The 17,690-nt window shown below is 65.5% G+C and carries 16 protein-coding genes and 2 tRNA genes; 16 read left to right on the top strand and 2 right to left on the bottom strand.

Going from position 1 to position 17,690, the window contains the following annotated elements; all coding sequences use genetic code 11:
* The 10 genes from dnaA to ACJEIK_RS00050 all read left to right on the top strand — a co-directional run bounded on the left by dnaA (position 1) and on the right by ACJEIK_RS00050 (position 12,204).
* Positions 1-1,479, top strand: a complete 1,479-nt coding sequence (dnaA, locus tag ACJEIK_RS00005) for a chromosomal replication initiator protein DnaA (protein WP_409430816.1) — start codon at positions 1-3, stop codon at positions 1,477-1,479.
* Between the two features lie 645 nt (positions 1,480-2,124).
* Entirely contained in the window at positions 2,125-3,315 is a 1,191-nt protein-coding gene (gene dnaN, locus ACJEIK_RS00010) for a DNA polymerase III subunit beta (protein ID WP_061006386.1), read from the top strand.
* A gap of 28 nt (positions 3,316-3,343) precedes the next feature.
* The gene (gene gnd / locus ACJEIK_RS00015; protein ID WP_409430817.1) at positions 3,344-4,237 is read left to right on the top strand and encodes a phosphogluconate dehydrogenase (NAD(+)-dependent, decarboxylating); all 894 of its coding nucleotides are present in this window, start codon (positions 3,344-3,346) and stop codon (positions 4,235-4,237) included.
* Positions 4,238-5,401, top strand: a complete 1,164-nt coding sequence (recF, locus tag ACJEIK_RS00020) for a DNA replication/repair protein RecF (protein WP_409430818.1) — start codon at positions 4,238-4,240, stop codon at positions 5,399-5,401.
* A complete protein-coding gene (locus tag ACJEIK_RS00025) occupies positions 5,398-6,006 on the top strand; it encodes a DUF721 family protein (protein WP_409430819.1) in 609 nt (202 codons plus the stop codon). Before recF ends, ACJEIK_RS00025 begins: the two co-directional genes overlap by 4 nt.
* 219 nt (positions 6,007-6,225) lie before the next feature.
* Complete coding sequence (gene gyrB / locus ACJEIK_RS00030; RefSeq protein WP_064857432.1) at positions 6,226-8,253, top strand: DNA topoisomerase (ATP-hydrolyzing) subunit B; 2,028 nt, start codon at positions 6,226-6,228, stop codon at positions 8,251-8,253.
* A 91-nt stretch (positions 8,254-8,344) separates the two neighbouring features.
* A complete protein-coding gene (gene gyrA / locus ACJEIK_RS00035) occupies positions 8,345-10,870 on the top strand; it encodes a DNA gyrase subunit A (protein ID WP_061001162.1) in 2,526 nt (841 codons plus the stop codon).
* A gap of 43 nt (positions 10,871-10,913) precedes the next feature.
* Entirely contained in the window at positions 10,914-11,837 is a 924-nt protein-coding gene (locus ACJEIK_RS00040; protein WP_064857430.1) for a DUF3566 domain-containing protein, read from the top strand.
* 65 nt (positions 11,838-11,902) lie between these two features.
* Positions 11,903-11,976 (top strand) — tRNA-Ile (locus tag ACJEIK_RS00045).
* Between the two features lie 155 nt (positions 11,977-12,131).
* Positions 12,132-12,204 (top strand) — tRNA-Ala (locus ACJEIK_RS00050).
* Positions 12,205-12,237: 33 nt separating this feature from the next.
* Here the strand turns inward: ACJEIK_RS00050 and ACJEIK_RS00055 are convergent.
* Positions 12,238-13,401 (bottom strand): tyrosine-type recombinase/integrase, encoded by a 1,164-nt coding sequence (locus ACJEIK_RS00055; protein ID WP_409430820.1) that lies wholly within the window; start codon positions 13,399-13,401, stop codon positions 12,238-12,240.
* A complete protein-coding gene (locus ACJEIK_RS00060; RefSeq protein WP_409430821.1) occupies positions 13,388-13,849 on the bottom strand; it encodes an XRE family transcriptional regulator in 462 nt (153 codons plus the stop codon). The genes ACJEIK_RS00055 and ACJEIK_RS00060 overlap by 14 nt, the downstream gene beginning before the upstream one ends.
* Before the next feature lie 368 nt (positions 13,850-14,217).
* Here ACJEIK_RS00060 and ACJEIK_RS00065 point away from each other — a divergent pair, with 368 nt between their 5' ends.
* The 6 genes from ACJEIK_RS00065 (at position 14,218) to ACJEIK_RS00090 (ending at position 17,476) form a co-directional block, all read left to right on the top strand.
* Complete coding sequence (locus ACJEIK_RS00065; RefSeq protein ID WP_409430822.1) at positions 14,218-14,424, top strand: helix-turn-helix transcriptional regulator; 207 nt, start codon at positions 14,218-14,220, stop codon at positions 14,422-14,424.
* Between the two features lie 80 nt (positions 14,425-14,504).
* Positions 14,505-14,870 (top strand): hypothetical protein, encoded by a 366-nt coding sequence (locus ACJEIK_RS00070; RefSeq protein ID WP_409430823.1) that lies wholly within the window; start codon positions 14,505-14,507, stop codon positions 14,868-14,870.
* Complete coding sequence (locus tag ACJEIK_RS00075; protein WP_409430824.1) at positions 14,867-15,256, top strand: hypothetical protein; 390 nt, start codon at positions 14,867-14,869, stop codon at positions 15,254-15,256. Before ACJEIK_RS00070 ends, ACJEIK_RS00075 begins: the two co-directional genes overlap by 4 nt.
* The gene (locus ACJEIK_RS00080; protein WP_409430825.1) at positions 15,253-15,585 is read left to right on the top strand and encodes a DUF2742 domain-containing protein; all 333 of its coding nucleotides are present in this window, start codon (positions 15,253-15,255) and stop codon (positions 15,583-15,585) included. The genes ACJEIK_RS00075 and ACJEIK_RS00080 overlap by 4 nt, the downstream gene beginning before the upstream one ends.
* 47 nt (positions 15,586-15,632) lie before the next feature.
* Positions 15,633-16,991, top strand: coding sequence for an AAA family ATPase (locus ACJEIK_RS00085; protein ID WP_406774080.1), 1,359 nt, complete (start codon positions 15,633-15,635; stop codon positions 16,989-16,991).
* Between the two features lie 53 nt (positions 16,992-17,044).
* Positions 17,045-17,476: a hypothetical protein gene (locus tag ACJEIK_RS00090; protein ID WP_409430826.1), complete on the top strand. Its 432-nt coding sequence runs from the start codon at positions 17,045-17,047 to the stop codon at positions 17,474-17,476.
* The last annotated feature ends 214 nt before the right edge of the window (positions 17,477-17,690 follow it).

The following is a 17,690-nucleotide window of genomic DNA, read 5'->3' on the forward strand; positions in this document are numbered from 1 at the left end:
TTGACCGCTAACCCCAGTTCATCGTTCACCGACATCTGGAAAAGCGTGGTCGCCGAACTCAACGGTGACCTCGGCGGCACCACGACGCTGACCGCCCAACAACGAGCCTGGTTGCGCATGGTTCAGCCGCTGGTGCTGACCGAGGGTTTCGCGTTGCTGTCGGTCCCCACTCAGTTCGTCCAGAACGAAATTGAACGCCACCTGCGCGAACCGATCATCGCCGCGCTCAGCCGGCACCTCGGACAGCGTGTCGACCTGGGCGTGCGCATCGCGGTTCCGGAGACCGACGAACGGCCGGCGGCCACCGAGACCGCAGAAACCGCCGAGATTCCGGACCCCGAGCCGGTCACCGCGGCCGACGACCTGGACGAGGACGCCGAAGAGCTGTCCAGCGCCGACGAGACCTGGCCCCGGTATTTCAACCGGCCGCCCGCCGACGAATCGGCCGACCTGAGCCTCAACCGGCGCTACACCTTCGACACCTTCGTGATCGGCGCGTCCAACCGGTTCGCGCACGCCGCGACGCTGGCCATCGCCGAAGCGCCGGCCCGGGCCTACAACCCGCTGTTCATCTGGGGTGAATCAGGACTGGGCAAGACCCACCTGCTTCACGCCGCCGGTAACTACGCGCAGAAGCTGTTCCCGGGCATGCGGGTCAAGTACGTCTCGACCGAGCAGTTCACCAACGACTTCATCAACTCGCTGCGTGACGACCGCACCGCATCGTTCAAGCGCAGCTTCCGCGACATCGACGTCCTGCTGGTCGACGACATCCAGTTCATCGAAGGCAAGGAAAGCACTCAGGAAGAGTTCTTCCATACCTTCAATACGCTGCACAACGCGAACAAACAGATCGTCATCTCGTCGGACCGCCCGCCGAAACAGCTTGCGACACTGGAGGACCGGCTGCGGACCCGCTTCGAGTGGGGTCTGATCACCGATGTTCAGCCGCCCGAGCTGGAGACCCGCATCGCGATCCTGCGCAAGAAGGCGCAGATGGATCGCCTGGATGTGCCGGACGACGTGCTCGAACTCATCGCCAGCCGCATCGATCGCAACATCCGCGAGCTCGAGGGTGCGCTGATCCGCGTGACGGCGTTCGCGTCGCTGAACAAGACGATGATCGACAAGTCTCTGGCCGAGATCGTGCTGCGAGATCTCATCGCCGACGCCGGCACCACCCAGATCAGCATTGCCACGATCATGGCGGCCACGGCCGAGTACTTCGAGACCACCGTCGAGGAGCTGCGCGGGCCCGGTAAGACCCGCGCGGTGGCCCTCTCCCGGCAGATCGCCATGTATCTCTGCCGCGAGCTCACAGACTTGTCCTTGCCCCGCATCGGGCAGGCCTTCGGCCGCGACCACACCACGGTGATGTACGCCGAACGCAAGATCAAGAAGGAAATGGCCTCGCGGCGTGAGGTTTTCGATCACGTCAAGGAGCTCACCACCCGGATCCGGCAGCGATCCAAGCACTGAAACTGTCTTCTTCCACACCGGCCCGCAGGCGTGATCGCCTCGGGCCGGTGTTGTTTTGGCGGGACCGACAGTGGGTACCCGAGCCGCGGATCCCCCGGATCCAGCGTGATTTGTGCCCCTCCGACCCGAATCTCAAAAAAGATTTTTTGGCATCAGCAGCACCTCCAGTCACACCGTGGGGGTGTGCACAGCACTGTGTATTACTTGGGACAAACCCTGGGATTTTGCTCAGAACAATCCACATGGCCGGATCGCTCCACAAATACACGGATTGGATTAACGGCGCGTGCACAGTCCGCTCACAGGCCGGGATCCCGCCGGTGAGGCCCCGACCAGCAACTCCGTGCATCCATCCACAGCGTGCACAACCCCTATTACTAATACTTTTAGATCTCCCTAGATCTTCTTCTAAAAGCAGTCTGTTGGGGAAACTCCCGGTGGACTACCGGATCCCGACGGGATTCCGGGGGCCGTCACGCGCTGTCCGGGCTGATCGTTTAGCTTTCAACTTCACGCAGAACGCTCTACGGTGTTCTTCGATAGCCGGAACCAACGCCGATGCACACGCACGGGCCCAGCGCCCATGCGACCTGCGTCCACTGGATCCGGCAGGCAAGCGTGGTGGGGTTACAGCGAAGGGACGCTATGGACGTGGCGACGACAGCCGGTCTGACCGATTTGAAGTTCCGTCTCGTTCGGGAAGACTTCGCCGACGCCGTGGCATGGGTCGCCCGGATCCTGCCGTCCCGGCCCCTGAACCCGGTTCTGGCCGGTGTGCTGCTGACCGGCTCCGACGACGGTCTGACCATCTCCGGTTACGACTACGAGGTGTCGGCCGAGGTCCGTGTTGCGGCTGAAATCGCTTCTCCCGGAAGCGTTTTGGTGTCTGGCAAGCTGCTCTCGGACATCACCCGCGCGCTGCCGGCCAAGCCGGTGGAGCTCAGCGTCGAAGGCACCCGCGTGGCGCTGAGCTGCGGTAGCGCCCGCTTCTCGCTGCCCACCATGGCGGTCGAGGACTACCCGGCGCTGCCCGCGCTGCCGGATGAGACCGGCATCGTGCCCGCCAACGTCTTTGCCGAGGCCATCGGTCAGGTGGCCGTCGCCGCCGGCCGCGACGACACGCTGCCGATGCTCACCGGTGTGCGCGTCGAGATCTCGGGTGAGAAGGTCGTGCTGGCCGCCACCGACCGATTCCGGCTCGCGGTCCGTGAGCTGACCTGGAATTCGGCGGTGCCGGATCTCGAAGCCGCCGTGCTGGTTCCGGCCAAGACGTTGGCCGAGTCGGCCAAGTCGGGCGCCGACGGCACCGAGGTGCACCTGTCGCTGGGTGCCGGTCAGGCCGTCGGCAAGGACGGCATGCTGGGTATCCGGAGCAATGGCAAGCGCACCACCACGCGCCTGCTCGACGCAGAGTTCCCGAAATTCCGGCAGCTGCTGCCGGCCGAGCACACCGCGGTCGCCACCATCGGTGTCGCCGAGCTCGCCGAGGCCATCAAGCGTGTCGCGCTGGTCGCCGATCGCGGCGCCCAGGTCCGGATGGAGTTCGCCGACGACATCCTGCGCCTGTCGGCCGGCGCCGACGACGTCGGCCGCGCCGAGGAAGACCTGCCGGTGGAGTTCTACGGTGAGCCGCTGACCATCGCGTTCAACCCCACCTACTTGACCGACGGTCTGGGCTCGTTGCATGCCGATCGCGTGACATTCGGGTTTACGACACCCAGCAAGCCTGCAGTGTTGCGGCCCGCCGGGGAGAATCAGTACTCGGGATCCGGTCCGTTCCCCGCCGGGGACACCGACTACGTGTACTTGCTGATGCCGGTGCGCCTGCCGGGCTGACCGGAACAGAACAGCGGAGGACGCACTGATGCAACTGGGGTTGATCGGCCTCGGAAAAATGGGCTTCAACATGCGCGAGCGTCTGCGCGGTGGCGGCCACGAGGTCGTCGGGTACGACCCGAGACCGGAAGTCAGCGACGTCCCGTCGCTCGCTGCGCTCGCCGAGCAACTCGAGGCCCCGCGCGTGGTGTGGGTCATGGTGCCCTCGGGTGAGATCACCCGCGAGACCATCGAGGATCTCGCCGGCGTGCTCAACTCCGGCGACCTGGTGATCGACGGTGGCAACTCCCGCTACACCGAAGACGCTGTACACGCAAAGCTGTTGGCAGACAAGGGAATCGGCTTCATCGATGCCGGCGTGTCCGGTGGCGTCTGGGGCCTGACCGAAGGCTACGGCCTGATGGTCGGCGGCAGCGACGACGACGTCGCGCGCGTCATGCCGATCTTCGACACGTTGCGGCCCGAGGGAGATATCGCCGACGGTTTCGTCCACGCGGGCCCGGTCGGTGCCGGCCATTTCGCCAAGATGGTGCACAACGGTGTGGAGTACGCGTTGATGACCGCCTACGGCGAGGGCTACGAGATGCTGGCCGCCGAGCCGCTGATCAAGAGCCCGCAAGCGGTCTATCAAGCCTGGACCAACGGCACCGTCGTGCGGTCCTGGTTGCAGCAGCTGCTGGCCAAGGCGCTGAAGGAAGACCCCGAGCTGGCCGATATCAGCGGGTACACCGAGGATTCCGGTGAAGGCCGGTGGACGGTCGAGGAAGCGATCCGGCTGCGGGTCCCGGTGCCCGGTATCGCGGCCTCGCTGTTCGCCCGGTTCCTGTCCCGGCAGGAGGACTCGCCGACGATGAAAGCCGTTGCAGCACTTCGTAATCAGTTCGGTGGGCACGCCGTGCAGAGGGTCAGTAAGTCGGGTTAGGTGTTTGTTCGACAGCTCAGTCTGACCGACTTCCGGTCGTGGCCGCGGCTCGACCTGGAATTGGCGCCGGGTCGGACCGTGTTCGTCGGCCAGAACGGTTTCGGCAAGACCAATATCGTCGAGGCGCTGTGGTACACCGCCACGCTCGGTTCCCACCGTGTCGCCTCGGACGCCCCGCTCATCCGGTCCGGATGTGACCGCGCCGTCGTGTCCACCATCGTCGTCAACGACGGCCGCGAACTGGCGGTGGATCTCGACATCACCGCCGGACGGGCCAACAAGGCTCGGCTCAACCGCTCCCCCGTCCGGTCGGCGCGCGAAATTCTCGGCGCCCTTCGGGCGGTGTTGTTCGCCCCCGAGGATTTGTCGTTGGTGCGTGGGGATCCCGGGGAACGCCGGCGCTACCTCGACGAACTGGCGAGCACCCGGCGGCCCCGGCTGGGCGGCGTGCGTGCGGATTACGAGAAAGTGGTGCGTCAGCGCACCGCGCTGCTGAAGTCCGCGGGCGCCAGTCGTTTTCGTGGAGGCGACGCGGGTGCGCTCGAAACCCTCGACGTCTGGGACGGTCACCTGGCGAGCCACGGCGCAGAGCTCATCGCCGCCCGCGTGAACCTGATCAACGAGCTGCATCCGGAGATCACGAAGGCCTACCACCTGCTGGCGCCCGCGTCGCGGCCCGCATCGGTGCGCTACCGCAGTTCGGTCGAGGCCGTGGAAGAACAGGCCGGCACCGGATCGGTCGATGTTGCGGCCTACGAGACCGCACTACTGGACGAACTGGCCCGGCGCCGCTCGGCGGAACTCGAGCGCGGTGTCTGCCTCGTCGGCCCACACCGTGATGACCTCGAACTGCGCCTCGGTGACCAGCTCGCGAAAGGTTTTGCCAGCCACGGCGAATCGTGGTCGATGGCGCTGGCGCTGCGCCTGGGTGCGTACGAACTACTGCGGACCGACGGCACAGACCCGGTGCTGCTCCTCGATGACGTGTTTGCCGAACTCGATTCGGCACGCCGGCGGGCGCTGGCCGACGTGGCACAATCGGCGGAGCAGGTTTTGGTCACCGCGGCGGTGCCTGACGACATTCCCCAGGACTGGGACGGCACCCGGGTCAATGTGGTGATGCGCGACGACGACGGCGGGCGGATTTCGGTGGTGGACGCATGAGCGAGGTTGGCCCAGCCGATCAACCGGATCGGGCAGCCGATGCTGCGCAGCCCGACCTGCCGGAAAGTGCTTTCCCGCCAGCGCATCTCGCGCATCTCAAGGGCATGGATCTGGTGCGCCGCACGTTGGAGGAAGCCCGCGGCGCCGCCCGCAGCCAAGGAAAAGATGTCGGTCGCGGCCGCAGCGCCCCGGTGTCCAAGGCCAAGCGTGGCGGTGGCCGGCGTACCTGGTCCGGGCCGGGGCCCGACCGCCGGGACCCCCAGTTGCTGGGCTCGGCGACCATGGATCTGGCCCGCAACCGCGGGTGGTCCGGCCGGATGGCCGAAGGATCGGTGTTCGGTCAGTGGTCGACGGTGGTCGGCGAGCAGATCGCGGAGCACGCCTCCCCCACATCGTTGCGCGACGGCGTCCTGACGGTGACCGCCGAGTCGACGGCCTGGGCGACGCAACTGCGCATGGTGCAGTCGCAGATCTTGGCGAAGATCGCAGCGTCGGTCGGTGACGGGGTCGTCACGTCGCTGAAGATCCTGGGGCCGTCGGGCCCGACGTGGCAGAAAGGCCCGCGGAATTTCGGCGCCCGCGGACCGCGCGACACCTTCGGCTGAGGCCGGTTGCGGGCGTCGCTCAGCGCGCCGATGAGTCTCAGATGACGCCCCTGGAGCGTCCGGACGCGACATCACCCGAGAAATTCCCCGCACGGCGCGGACAGACGTGTCAAAACGCTGTCAGAAAGTCAGTGCCGCCGGGTCCTACCGGTAGACTGTCGACAGATCTGAGAGCGGTGTCCTCACCGCCCCCGCGAACCCCAAGGAGACGCGTCCGACGTGGCTGCCCAAAAGAAGGATGCGCCGGCTGAGTACGGTGCCGATTCGATCAAGGTCCTCGAAGGTCTGGAAGCGGTCCGCAAGCGTCCCGGTATGTACATCGGTTCCACCGGCGAGCGCGGTCTGCACCACCTGATCTGGGAAGTTGTGGACAACGCGGTCGACGAGGCGATGGCCGGTTTCGCGACCAAGGTCGACGTCCGCATCCTCGAGGACGGCGGTGTCCAGGTCACCGACGACGGCCGCGGTATCCCCGTCGCGATGCACGCCACCGGTATCCCGACCGTCGACGTCGTCATGACGGTGCTGCACGCCGGCGGCAAGTTCGAAGAGGGCGCCTACCAGGTGTCCGGTGGTCTGCACGGTGTCGGCGTCTCGGTCGTGAACGCCCTGTCGACGCGGCTCGAGGCCGACATCCACAAGGACGGCTTCGAATGGCACCAGACCTATGACAAGTCCGTCCCCGGCACACTGCGCAAGGGCGAGCCGTCCAAGAAGACCGGTACGACCATCCGCTTCTGGGCCGACCCGGACATCTTCGAGACGACGGTCTACGACTTCGAGACCATCGCCCGCCGCCTGCAGGAGATGGCATTCCTGAACAAGGGCCTGACCATCGAGCTGACCGACGAGCGCGTCGCCCCGGCCGCGGTCGTCGACGAGGTCGTCAGCGACCATGCCGAAGCGCCCAAGTCCGCTGAGGAACAGGCCGCCGAAGCCGCGGCCCCGCAGAAGGTGAAGCACCGGGTCTTCCACTACCCCGACGGTCTGGTCGACTTCGTCAAGCACATCAACCGGACCAAGAGCGCCATCCAGCAGAGCATCATCGATTTCGGTGGCAAGGGTGACGGCCACGAGGTCGAGATCGCCATGCAGTGGAACGCCGGCTACTCGGAGTCGGTGCACACCTTCGCGAACACCATCAACACGCACGAAGGTGGTACCCACGAAGAAGGTTTCCGCGCCGCGCTGACCACGGTCGTCAACAAGTACGCGCGCGACAAGAAGCTGCTGAAGGAGAAGGAAGCCAACCTCACCGGCGATGACATCCGGGAAGGTCTGGCGGCCGTCGTCTCGGTGAAGGTCCACCAGCCCCAGTTCGAGGGCCAGACCAAGACCAAGCTGGGCAACACCGAGGTCAAGTCGTTCGTGCAGAAGATCTGCAACGAACAGCTGACCCACTGGTTCGAGGCCAACCCCGCCGAAGCCAAAACGGTTGTCAACAAGGCGGTTTCGTCGGCGCAGGCCCGTGTCGCCGCCCGTAAGGCGCGTGAGCTGGTGCGCCGCAAGAGCGCGACCGACATCGGTGGTCTACCGGGCAAGCTTGCCGACTGCCGCTCCACCGACCCGACGAAGTCGGAACTGTATGTGGTGGAGGGTGATTCGGCCGGTGGCTCGGCCAAGAGTGGTCGCGACTCGATGTTCCAGGCGATCCTGCCGCTGCGCGGCAAGATCATCAACGTCGAGAAGGCCCGCATCGACCGCGTGCTGAAGAACAACGAAGTCCAGGCCATCATCACGGCGCTGGGCACCGGTATCCACGACGAGTTCGACCTGTCGAAGCTGCGGTATCACAAGATCGTGCTGATGGCCGACGCCGACGTCGACGGCCAGCACATCTCGACGCTGCTGCTCACCTTGTTGTTCCGGTTCATGAAGCCGCTGGTGGAAAACGGCCACATCTTCCTGGCGCAGCCGCCGCTGTACAAGCTGAAATGGCAACGCAGCGAACCGGAATTCGCCTACTCGGACCGCGAGCGCGACGGCCTGCTCGAGGCCGGCAAGAAGGCCGGCAAGCGCATCAACACCGATGACGGAATCCAGCGCTACAAGGGTCTGGGTGAGATGGACGCCAAGGAACTGTGGGAGACCACGATGGATCCGTCCGTCCGCGTCCTGCGTCAGGTCACGCTCGATGACGCCGCGGCCGCCGACGAACTGTTCTCGATCCTGATGGGCGAGGACGTCGAAGCGCGGCGCAGCTTCATCACCCGGAACGCGAAAGATGTTCGTTTCCTTGATGTTTAGCCACCATCGCACGCCGAAGCGCTGTGAGTCCGGTCCCGGCGACCACCGAAAAAGCAATGTTTAACGTGAAACAATCCGCAGAAGGAACCCGATGACCGACACCATGCCGCCCGAGGGCGACCGCATCGAACCGGTTGACATCCAGCAGGAGATGCAGCGCAGCTACATCGATTACGCCATGAGCGTCATCGTCGGCCGCGCGCTCCCCGAAGTCCGCGACGGCCTCAAGCCGGTGCACCGACGGGTGCTCTACGCCATGTACGACTCGGGATTCCGGCCGGACCGCTCGCACGCCAAGTCGGCACGCTCGGTCGCCGAGACCATGGGTAATTACCACCCGCACGGTGACTCGTCGATCTACGACACCCTGGTCCGTATGGCCCAGCCGTGGTCGCTGCGCTACCCGTTGGTCGACGGCCAGGGCAACTTCGGTTCGCCGGGTAACGACCCCGCCGCTGCCATGCGTTACACCGAGGCCCGGCTCACCCCGCTGGCGATGGAAATGCTGCGCGAAATCGACGAGGAGACAGTCGATTTCATCCCCAACTACGACGGCCGCGTCCAAGAGCCGACCGTCCTGCCCAGCCGGTTCCCGAACCTGCTGGCCAACGGCTCCGGCGGTATCGCCGTCGGTATGGCCACCAACATCCCGCCGCACAACCTGCGCGAACTCGCCGAGGCCGTGTACTGGTGCCTGGAGAACCACGAAGCCGACGAGGAGACCACCCTCGAAGCGGTGATGGAGCGGGTCAAGGGTCCGGACTTCCCGACCCACGGCCTGATCGTCGGGACGCAGGGCATCTCCGACACCTACCGCACCGGCCGCGGCTCGGTGCGCATGCGCGGTGTCGTCGAGATCGAGGAAGACGCCAAGGGCCGCACCTCGCTCGTCATCACCGAGCTGCCGTACCAGGTCAACCACGACAACTTCATCACCTCGATCGCCGAGCAGGTGCGCGACGGCCGGATCGCCGGCATCTCCAACATCGAGGACCAGTCCAGTGACCGCGTGGGTCTGCGCATCGTCGTCGACCTCAAGCGTGACGCCGTCGCCAAGGTGGTGCTGAACAACCTCTACAAGCACACCCAGCTGCAGACCAGCTTCGGTGCCAACATGCTGTCGATCGTCGACGGCGTGCCGCGCACCCTGCGGCTGGACCAGATGATCCGGTACTACGTCGCGCACCAGCTCGACGTCATCATCCGCCGCACGCGGTACCGGTTGCGCAAGGCCAACGAGCGCGCCCACATCTTGCGCGGCCTGGTGAAAGCCCTTGACGCCCTTGATGAAGTCATCGCGCTGATCCGTGCGTCGGCCAACGCCGATGCGGCCCGGACCGGCTTGATGGAGCTGCTCGAGGTCGACGAGATCCAGGCCCAGGCCATCCTCGACATGCAGCTGCGTCGTCTGGCCGCCCTGGAACGGCAGCGCATCGTCGACGACCTGGCCAAGATCGAAGCCGAGATCGCGGACCTCGAGGACATCCTGGCCAAGCCCGAGCGGCAGCGCGCCATCGTCCACGACGAGCTCAAGGAGCTCGCCGACAAGTACGGCGACGACCGTCGTACCCGCATCATCGCGGCCGACGGTGACGTCACCGACGAGGACCTCATCCAGCGCGAGGACGTCGTCGTCACCATCACCGAGACCGGCTACGCCAAGCGCACCAAGACCGACCTCTACCGCAGCCAGAAGCGCGGCGGTAAGGGCGTGCAGGGCGCAGGGCTCAAGCAGGACGACATCGTCAACCACTTCTTCGTGTGCTCGACGCACGACTGGATCCTGTTCTTCACCACGCAGGGCCGGGTGTACCGGGCCAAGGCGTACGACCTGCCCGAGGCCTCGCGGACCGCGCGCGGCCAGCACGTGGCGAACCTGCTGGCCTTCCAGCCGGAAGAGCGCATCGCTCAGGTCATCCAGATCAAGAGCTACGAGGACGCGCCCTACCTGGTGCTCGCCACCCGCAATGGTCTGGTGAAGAAGTCCAAGCTGGCCGACTTCGACTCGAACCGCTCGGGCGGCATCGTTGCGATCAACCTGCGCGACGGCGACGAACTGGTCGGCGCCGTGCTGTGCTCCGCCGAAGAGGACCTGCTGCTGGTGTCCGCCAACGGCCAGTCCATCCGGTTCTCCGCGACCGATGAGGCGCTGCGCCCGATGGGCCGCGCCACCTCCGGTGTGCAAGGCATGCGGTTCAACGAAGACGACCGATTGCTGTCGCTCAACGTCGTGGTGCCGGACACCTACCTGTTGGTCGCGACCGCGGGCGGTTACGCCAAGCGGACGGCCATCGACGAGTACACGGCACAGGGCCGCGGCGGCAAGGGCATCCTCACGATCCAGTACGACCCCAAGCGTGGCAGTCTGGTCGGTGCGTTGATCGTCGATGACGACACCGAGCTGTACGCCATCACTTCCGGCGGTGGTGTCATCCGGACCGCGGCACGTCAGGTGCGCAAGGCCGGACGGCAGACCAAGGGTGTGCGGTTGATGAACCTGGGTGAGGGCGACACACTGATTGCCGTCGCGCGCAACGCCGAAGAGGCCGAAGGTGGCGACGAAACCGACACCGAGGTCGTCGACACCGCGACCGAGACCGAGACCGACGAAACGTAGTGCTGCGACTGTCCCCAGCCGCCCTGATTGAAGGAGCCGCCAGGTGAGTTCCCCGAACGAGCCGGGATACACCCGTACCGGTGACGGACCCGCGAGCAACAACGGGCCCGCCACCGGATCGGGTGGCGGCGCCCACGCGGCCGACCAGAGCGGGGACACCCCGCCCTGGCAGCGGACCCGCGGTGGGGCCCAGGCGGACGCTCCCGCGGCCGGTGGACAGAGCCTCGACGAGCGGCTGAACCGCTTCGTCAGCGGCAGTGGATCGGGATCGGGGTTGTCCAGCAGTTCGCCGTCCGAGGCGGAGACGACCATCACGCCGGCCATCACTCCTGACACGCCGCCGGTCCCCCCGGTGCCGGCTGCCCCGTCGTCCCCGGCGGTCACTCCGCAGGGCAATGTGCCGCCGAAGCCGGTCCGGACGGCTGAGACCGTCCGGACGGAAACCCGGCCCGAGGCCGCCTACGCCAGCGAGATCCCGGACCTGTCCCGCCAGCCGCAGCGCCGCGCGGGCGAGCCGCGGGAGCCCCGGAGCACCGTCGCCACGGTGTCGCCGGCCCCCGCACGTTCGGCAGCGCCGCGCAGCCGTGCGGGTGCCCGGCAGGACGGCCCCGTGCGGGCCAGCATGCAGGTGCGCCGCGTCGACCCGTGGAGTGTGCTGAAGGTCTCGCTGGTGCTGTCGGTGGCGTTGTTCTTCGTCTGGATGATCGCCGTCGCGTTCCTGTACCTCGTCCTGGGCGGCATGGGGGTGTGGAGCAAGCTCAACAGCAACGTCGGTGATCTGCTCACCAGCGGTGGCGGCAGCGGCGGCGAATTGGTTTCTGCCAGTACGATTTTCGGCGGCGCGACCCTGATCGGTTTGGTCAACATCGTGCTGCTGACGGCCATGGCCACGGCGGCGGCGTTCGTCTACAACCTGACCACCGATCTGGTCGGCGGCGTCGAGGTGACGCTCGCGGACCGCGACTGACGTCGCGTTTTGGGCGCAGAGGTACCCATACGGTAATCTCATCGCTCGGCCGCAAGGCCACTTTCGGGCCTATAGCTCAGGCGGTTAGAGCGCTTCGCTGATAACGAAGAGGTCGGAGGTTCGAGTCCTCCTAGGCCCACGGAAGTCGGTATCACCGACTCCCCCACCGGAAGGGTGCACCGTGAGATTGGTTCTGCTGGTGCTCGGTGCCATGGTCGCGATCGCAGCCGGCTTTGTTTGGCGGACCCGGCATGGCGCGGAGGTCTGGCACTCCATTCAATCGGACCTCGTCGAGGGGCCTTAGCTCAGTTGGTAGAGCGCTGCCTTTGCAAGGCAGATGTCAGGAGTTCGAATCTCCTAGGCTCCACAAACAAACAAGCAGGTCAAAGCGGTTCTGGCACTACTCGCCAGGGCCGCTTTCTTCGTTCGCGGACACACTTTGGACACACTTTCGAGTAATCCCCACGGTGAGTAGGTCATTTATCGCGATTCCAACGGCTTCGACGTCGGACGGGTACAGGTGTCCGTACCGGTCCAGCGTCAGTGCCGCGGACTCATGGCCCAACATGTTCTGCACCGACTTGATGTTGGCGCCGGACAAGATCGCCAAGCTCGCCGCCGTGTGCCGCAACTCGTGCAACTTGAAGTCGTGCACCGTCTCGTCATCCCCGGCTGCGTTCCGTACCAGCTTCGGATGAATACCCGCCGCGGCAATGGCGTCGGCCCACCACCTGCGCCGCACATTCGAGCCCCGCATATGCCCACCCTGGCTGTCCGGGAACACGAGCTCATCGACTTTCCCGGCGCCGGGAAAAAGGTCGGCCACGAACGCCGGCAGCGGCACCGTGCGGCCCTTGCCGCCCTTCGGCGGCCCGATCTCGAATTCGCCGTCGACCAACGCCACCGACCGAGTGACCTTCAACTTGAGGGTCTCAAGATCGACGTCCTTCCAACGAAGCTCCGCGGCCTCACCGAATCGGATGCCGCATGTCCCTAGCACGTACACCAGCGGCCGATGCTCCCCCGCCGCGTCCGCGAGCGCGTGCAGTTGCTCCAGCGTCAGGAACCGTTGCTCCACCGCCTGCACCGTGGGCAGCTCCACGCCGTCCACGGGATTGATCGCCAGCCGGTTCTCGGCCACTGCCATCGCCAGCACCTGGCGTAGCACGCCGACCGTCTTATGCACCGACGCCGGGGCCAGGTCGACACTCAGGTCCACTACCCACTCACGAACCCACCGTCGCGTGATGTCCCCGAGGGGGATGCGTCCGTACTTCGCCAACTCACCCTCGACCACGATCCGGTACCGGGCGCGCGTCGAGGGCTTCAACTTGTGCTTCGACTCCAGCCACTCGCGTGAGAACTCGCCCAGTGTGATTCGGCCGGCCGCCGGGGCCACGTAAACGCCCTGGCGCTTGTCCACCTCGAGCTGATCGGCCCACGCCTGCGCATCACGCTTCGTCTTGAAGCCGCGCTTGCGTGTCGTCCGCCGATCCGGCGTGCGATAGCGAACCGCGTAAAACGCTGCGCCTGTAGTCGTCTCGTACTTCTCAATGGTCGCCATCGCCGAGGCTTTCTCCTGGGAACATGATCGGCCTCATGCGCTCCTCGCGCTCCCACGACGGCAGGCCCCGGGCCATGAAGTACGCGTCCTCGCCGTAGACCAGCGGCGCCGCCGCGGACAGCCACCGCCATACGACCGTGGCAGTTATCTCCTTGTGCCAGCCGGTGATAGGTACCAGGTCATCCTTCGCAACCTCCGCCAAATTCGGCATCAACAACGATGCTGGCGAAACACCAAGTGCCACAGCAAGAGCCGCCAGATCGTCAGCATCGACACGGCGTTCGTAGCTCTCGATCTTGCGCAGCCCCAGCGTCGGAATCGGTCGTCCGAGCACCTCCAATTGCGCCGCAAGTTTCACGTACTGCATATCTCCGCGCAGCAGCTTGATGTTGTCGGCAACTGCCTTGCCGGTTGCCCCAAGTGGGTTCTTCTTCTGTGGCTCTGACATGACACGAGGCTAAGCGATGAAAATCATCTCCACAACGGTGGTATTGACAGGTACACCGCTCATAACGCAAGATCACTGTTGGAGCGATGGAAATCATCGCTCAATCGATCTAAGACAACGCCATAAAGGGCACGGATGCAGATACGGGCGGGTCGCAACCGCCCACACCCCAGTGATTGCCGCCCGACCGCAAATGCGGATGCGCGGGCCGGAACTGCGGAGGGAACCGAATTCGGGCCTGAATTTCAGAAAGGAAGTTATCCACAGACCTATCCACAGAGGTGGTTTCAGCTGTCGCGGGCCTTGCGTACGCTTCGCAGCCATCCCCCACACGGGACATCACCAAAATCTAACGGAGACAACAACTCATGCTCGAAACACTCAGTCCGAAGCAAGTCGCAGAAATCCTGCACACCACCGAAGCTGGCCTCGCCCAGATGCGATACCGCGGTATCGGCCCGAAATTTTGCCGGGTCGCCGCCCGCAAGGTGATCTACACGAAGGCCGACGTCGAGGCGTACATCACGGCGAACACCCTGCAGCGCACCGATGACGTGCCGCGGGGCGCCGCGTGAACCACCCCGGAAACAGTGACGCCGCCAGGGCTGCAACCCCGACGGCGTCTGAACTCACATCTCAGCAGACAGGAAGTTCAATGACCATCGTATCCACCCCCGCAACCTGCACCGGCGACGTGTGGTGCGGCTGCACCTGCCACGCCTGCACCGTCACCTTCGAGCACTGCGACCAGATCGAGGCCGCCCGTCGCGTGCTCGACAAGGTCCACGCAGCGCTGCGGGTGCCCGCCCTGCTCGACGAGGCAGACAGGCTGTTGCCCACGCTGTTGGCCTCGCGGCTGGCGTCGGCTTCGGCGTGCTTTCCCGCGCCCGACGGCGGCACCGTCTACGTCCAGTCCAACGGCAACCGCATCACCATCGCAGTCACCGAGAAGGACTTCGAGACCCAACAGTTGGTCAGCCGGGAATTCACCGCCACGATCACGGAGGTGACCGCATCATGAGCGATCGCAACCCGTTCTCCGGCGCCCGCACCGACCGCCGACAGTCCGCCTACCTGGGCGACGTCGGCGGCGGCCTCGAAAGCTACGCGGTGACAACCGAAATTAGTTCCGACGGGTGCACCATCGGGTTCTGGATCGAAGACCGCTCCACCCCCGATTTTCGCTGCACCGACGGATGGAATGTCACCCCCGAGCACGAACGGGTCGGCCCGCTGCCCGACAGGTGGAAGTACCGCATCGAGTTGGCCCAAACCAGACTCAGGATCAAGGCTTTGCGAGCGATCACGCCCCGGTGCGGACGGCCGACGGCACACGGCACCAAATGCCTCAATCGGGTTCGGGAGGACGGCCAGCCGTGCCACCGTCACGCAGAGGCAGTCAGGTGAAAGATGCGACGGGAGGCCGGCCCTTCGGGGCCGGTTTCCCGGCGTCCCAACAAATCTCATGGTGGGACGTCCACCAGTTCGTGCAGGCGCTCGACCTGCCACCGCTGCCGTTCCCCGGCACACCCGCCTGGTGCGCACTCGACGACGAGAACAAGACGTTGGCGTGCATCGCGGCCGCACCGCACTACGCGCTGGCCCTGGACACCCGACAGGAACACCTTGCCGAGGCATCCAAACAGATTGCGGGCGCGGAGAACTGGGCCGCAGTCGCCCGCAACATCACTCGCCGGGAGTCCGGCCTGTACGTCCCACGAAGGAAAGCATCATGACAGAACCGCGCCCGGACGCCGCGCCGGCCGTCACCCGAGAGGTCGTCATGGGCGGCCAGCTGGTGACCCGCAGCCTGACCGTTACACGCGGATCCGACGTCAAGGCCAAGCGGCTGATCTGGTGGGAGGTCGGCCTGATCCTTCAGTACGCCATCAACCTGCTGGCTGCCCGTGAAGGCAAGGGCAAGTCCACCGTCGCCTCATCCTGGGCGGCACGCGAGACCCGCAACGGTGGCGTAGTGCTCTGGATCGGCACGGAGGAATCCCGCGAGCACGCCATCGTGCCCAGGTTGATCGCCGCAGGCGCCGACATGGAGAAGGTCATCTTCGTCGACGTCCAGACCGACCTCGGCACCGGCGCACTGATGTTTCCGCTCGACCTCGCCGGCATCGAGGATGTCATCCGTCAGCACGGCGTCACCATGATCTTCCTCGACCCCGCCAAGGCCGTCGTTCCGCCCGGATTCTCCGGCAACGACGACATCGCGGTACGCCAGTACCTCGAACCGATCGCCGCACTGGCAGACCGCTGCAAGGTCACCATCATCGGCCTAGCGCACTTCGGCAAGCGCGTCGGCAACGACTCCGGGCAACTCATGCTCGGCTCGGTCGCGTGGTCCCAGGTCGCCCGCTGCGTCCTGTCGATCGCAGAAGACCCGGACTCCGGCACCCGCGTGCTGACCAACACCAAAGCCAACTACGCCGGCACCGACCGCTCCGTCGAGTTCCGCATCGTCTCGACCACCGTCCAGCTCGACGACGGCACCACCGAGATCGGATCCGTGGAATGGCTCGGCGACACCAGCACCGACGCCCGCGATCTTCTGGCCGGCGACGAGGCGGAGGACGCGGGAGAGCGGACAGCGGCCGAACACTGGCTACAGGACTACCTGAAAGCTAACGGCCCACTGCCATCCAAAACGATCAAAACCGAGGCCGCCAAAGAGAAGATCAGCGAGCGAACACTGCAGCGAGCAAAGAAGAAGGCCGGCATTCTCGACACGTCGATCGGATTCCCAAGGCGATCGACGTGGTACCTGCCGAGCCAGGCCGAGAAGATCGAGGCCATGCGCGATGATGGCGCGACTGAGGGTGTCGCACAGGACGGTGGCGCGACTGGCGCGACTGAGTCCGACCAGGGAAAATTAGATGGCGCGACTGAGCTCGAAGATCAGTCGCGCCACGGTTCTACGCCTGGCGCGACTGATGGCGTCACTGAGCCCACTGGGCCATCGCCCGCCTCTATGCCCGCTAGGCAGTTCCACAAACCGGCCCGCAACCGACGCCGCACCATCGGCGGCAAACCCGCATCCAGCTACCCCGCCTGCCGCGTCTGCGCCGAACCAGTCACATGCGGACAAGGCGACACGCACCTGTCCTGCAGCAAACAACAGGCAGCCTCATGAAGCGCCGCGTCATCTTCCCCGACCCATCCATCTGGACCCGAAAGGACACCACCATGACCGACCAGCCCACACCCATCAACCGGCCACTCACCGACGACGAGCGGTTCCTGCTCGCCGACCTGACCGTCTGGTGCATCGCCGAACAGAAGGGCATCACCGACGACCAAGCACGAGACGCACTCGCCGAACTGAGCGCCAAAGGCGGACTCTCCACCACCGGCGACGCCATCAACGCCTACGTCCGCTACACCAACAGCGGCAAGGTGATCGTCCACGTCACCAGAGAATGGCTGGCCTACTGGGCCCACACCGACGAACAACTCACCAGCGACGAGCTACGCCGCGTCGTGCGGTACGACATCCCCGAGCCCAACGACACCATGGCGATGGACTGGCCCTGGCGGTGCATCCGCTGCCACCGAGGCAGCGACACCCTCAACGAGCACAAGGTGTGTGCCCAGTGCGCTGCCAAGGAGAAGCCGTGACGCCTCGTCCCTGCTTGGACTGCGGTGCGCCCAGTGCCTCTACCCGCTGCACCGGCTGCCGCGGATACGACAGTGAATGGGAGCGACTGAGCAGGAAGGCCCGCAAGCTGCAGCCCTTCTGCTCAGACTGCGGCGCCACCGAGAACCTGCAGGCAGACCACTCGCCCGAGGCCTGGGCACGACGAGCGGCAGGCAAGCCCATCCGCCTCAAAGA

This window comes from Mycobacterium sp. SMC-16 (genome assembly GCF_046250085.1).
GTDB classification, from domain to species: Bacteria; Actinomycetota; Actinomycetes; order Mycobacteriales; family Mycobacteriaceae; genus Mycobacterium; species Mycobacterium phocaicum.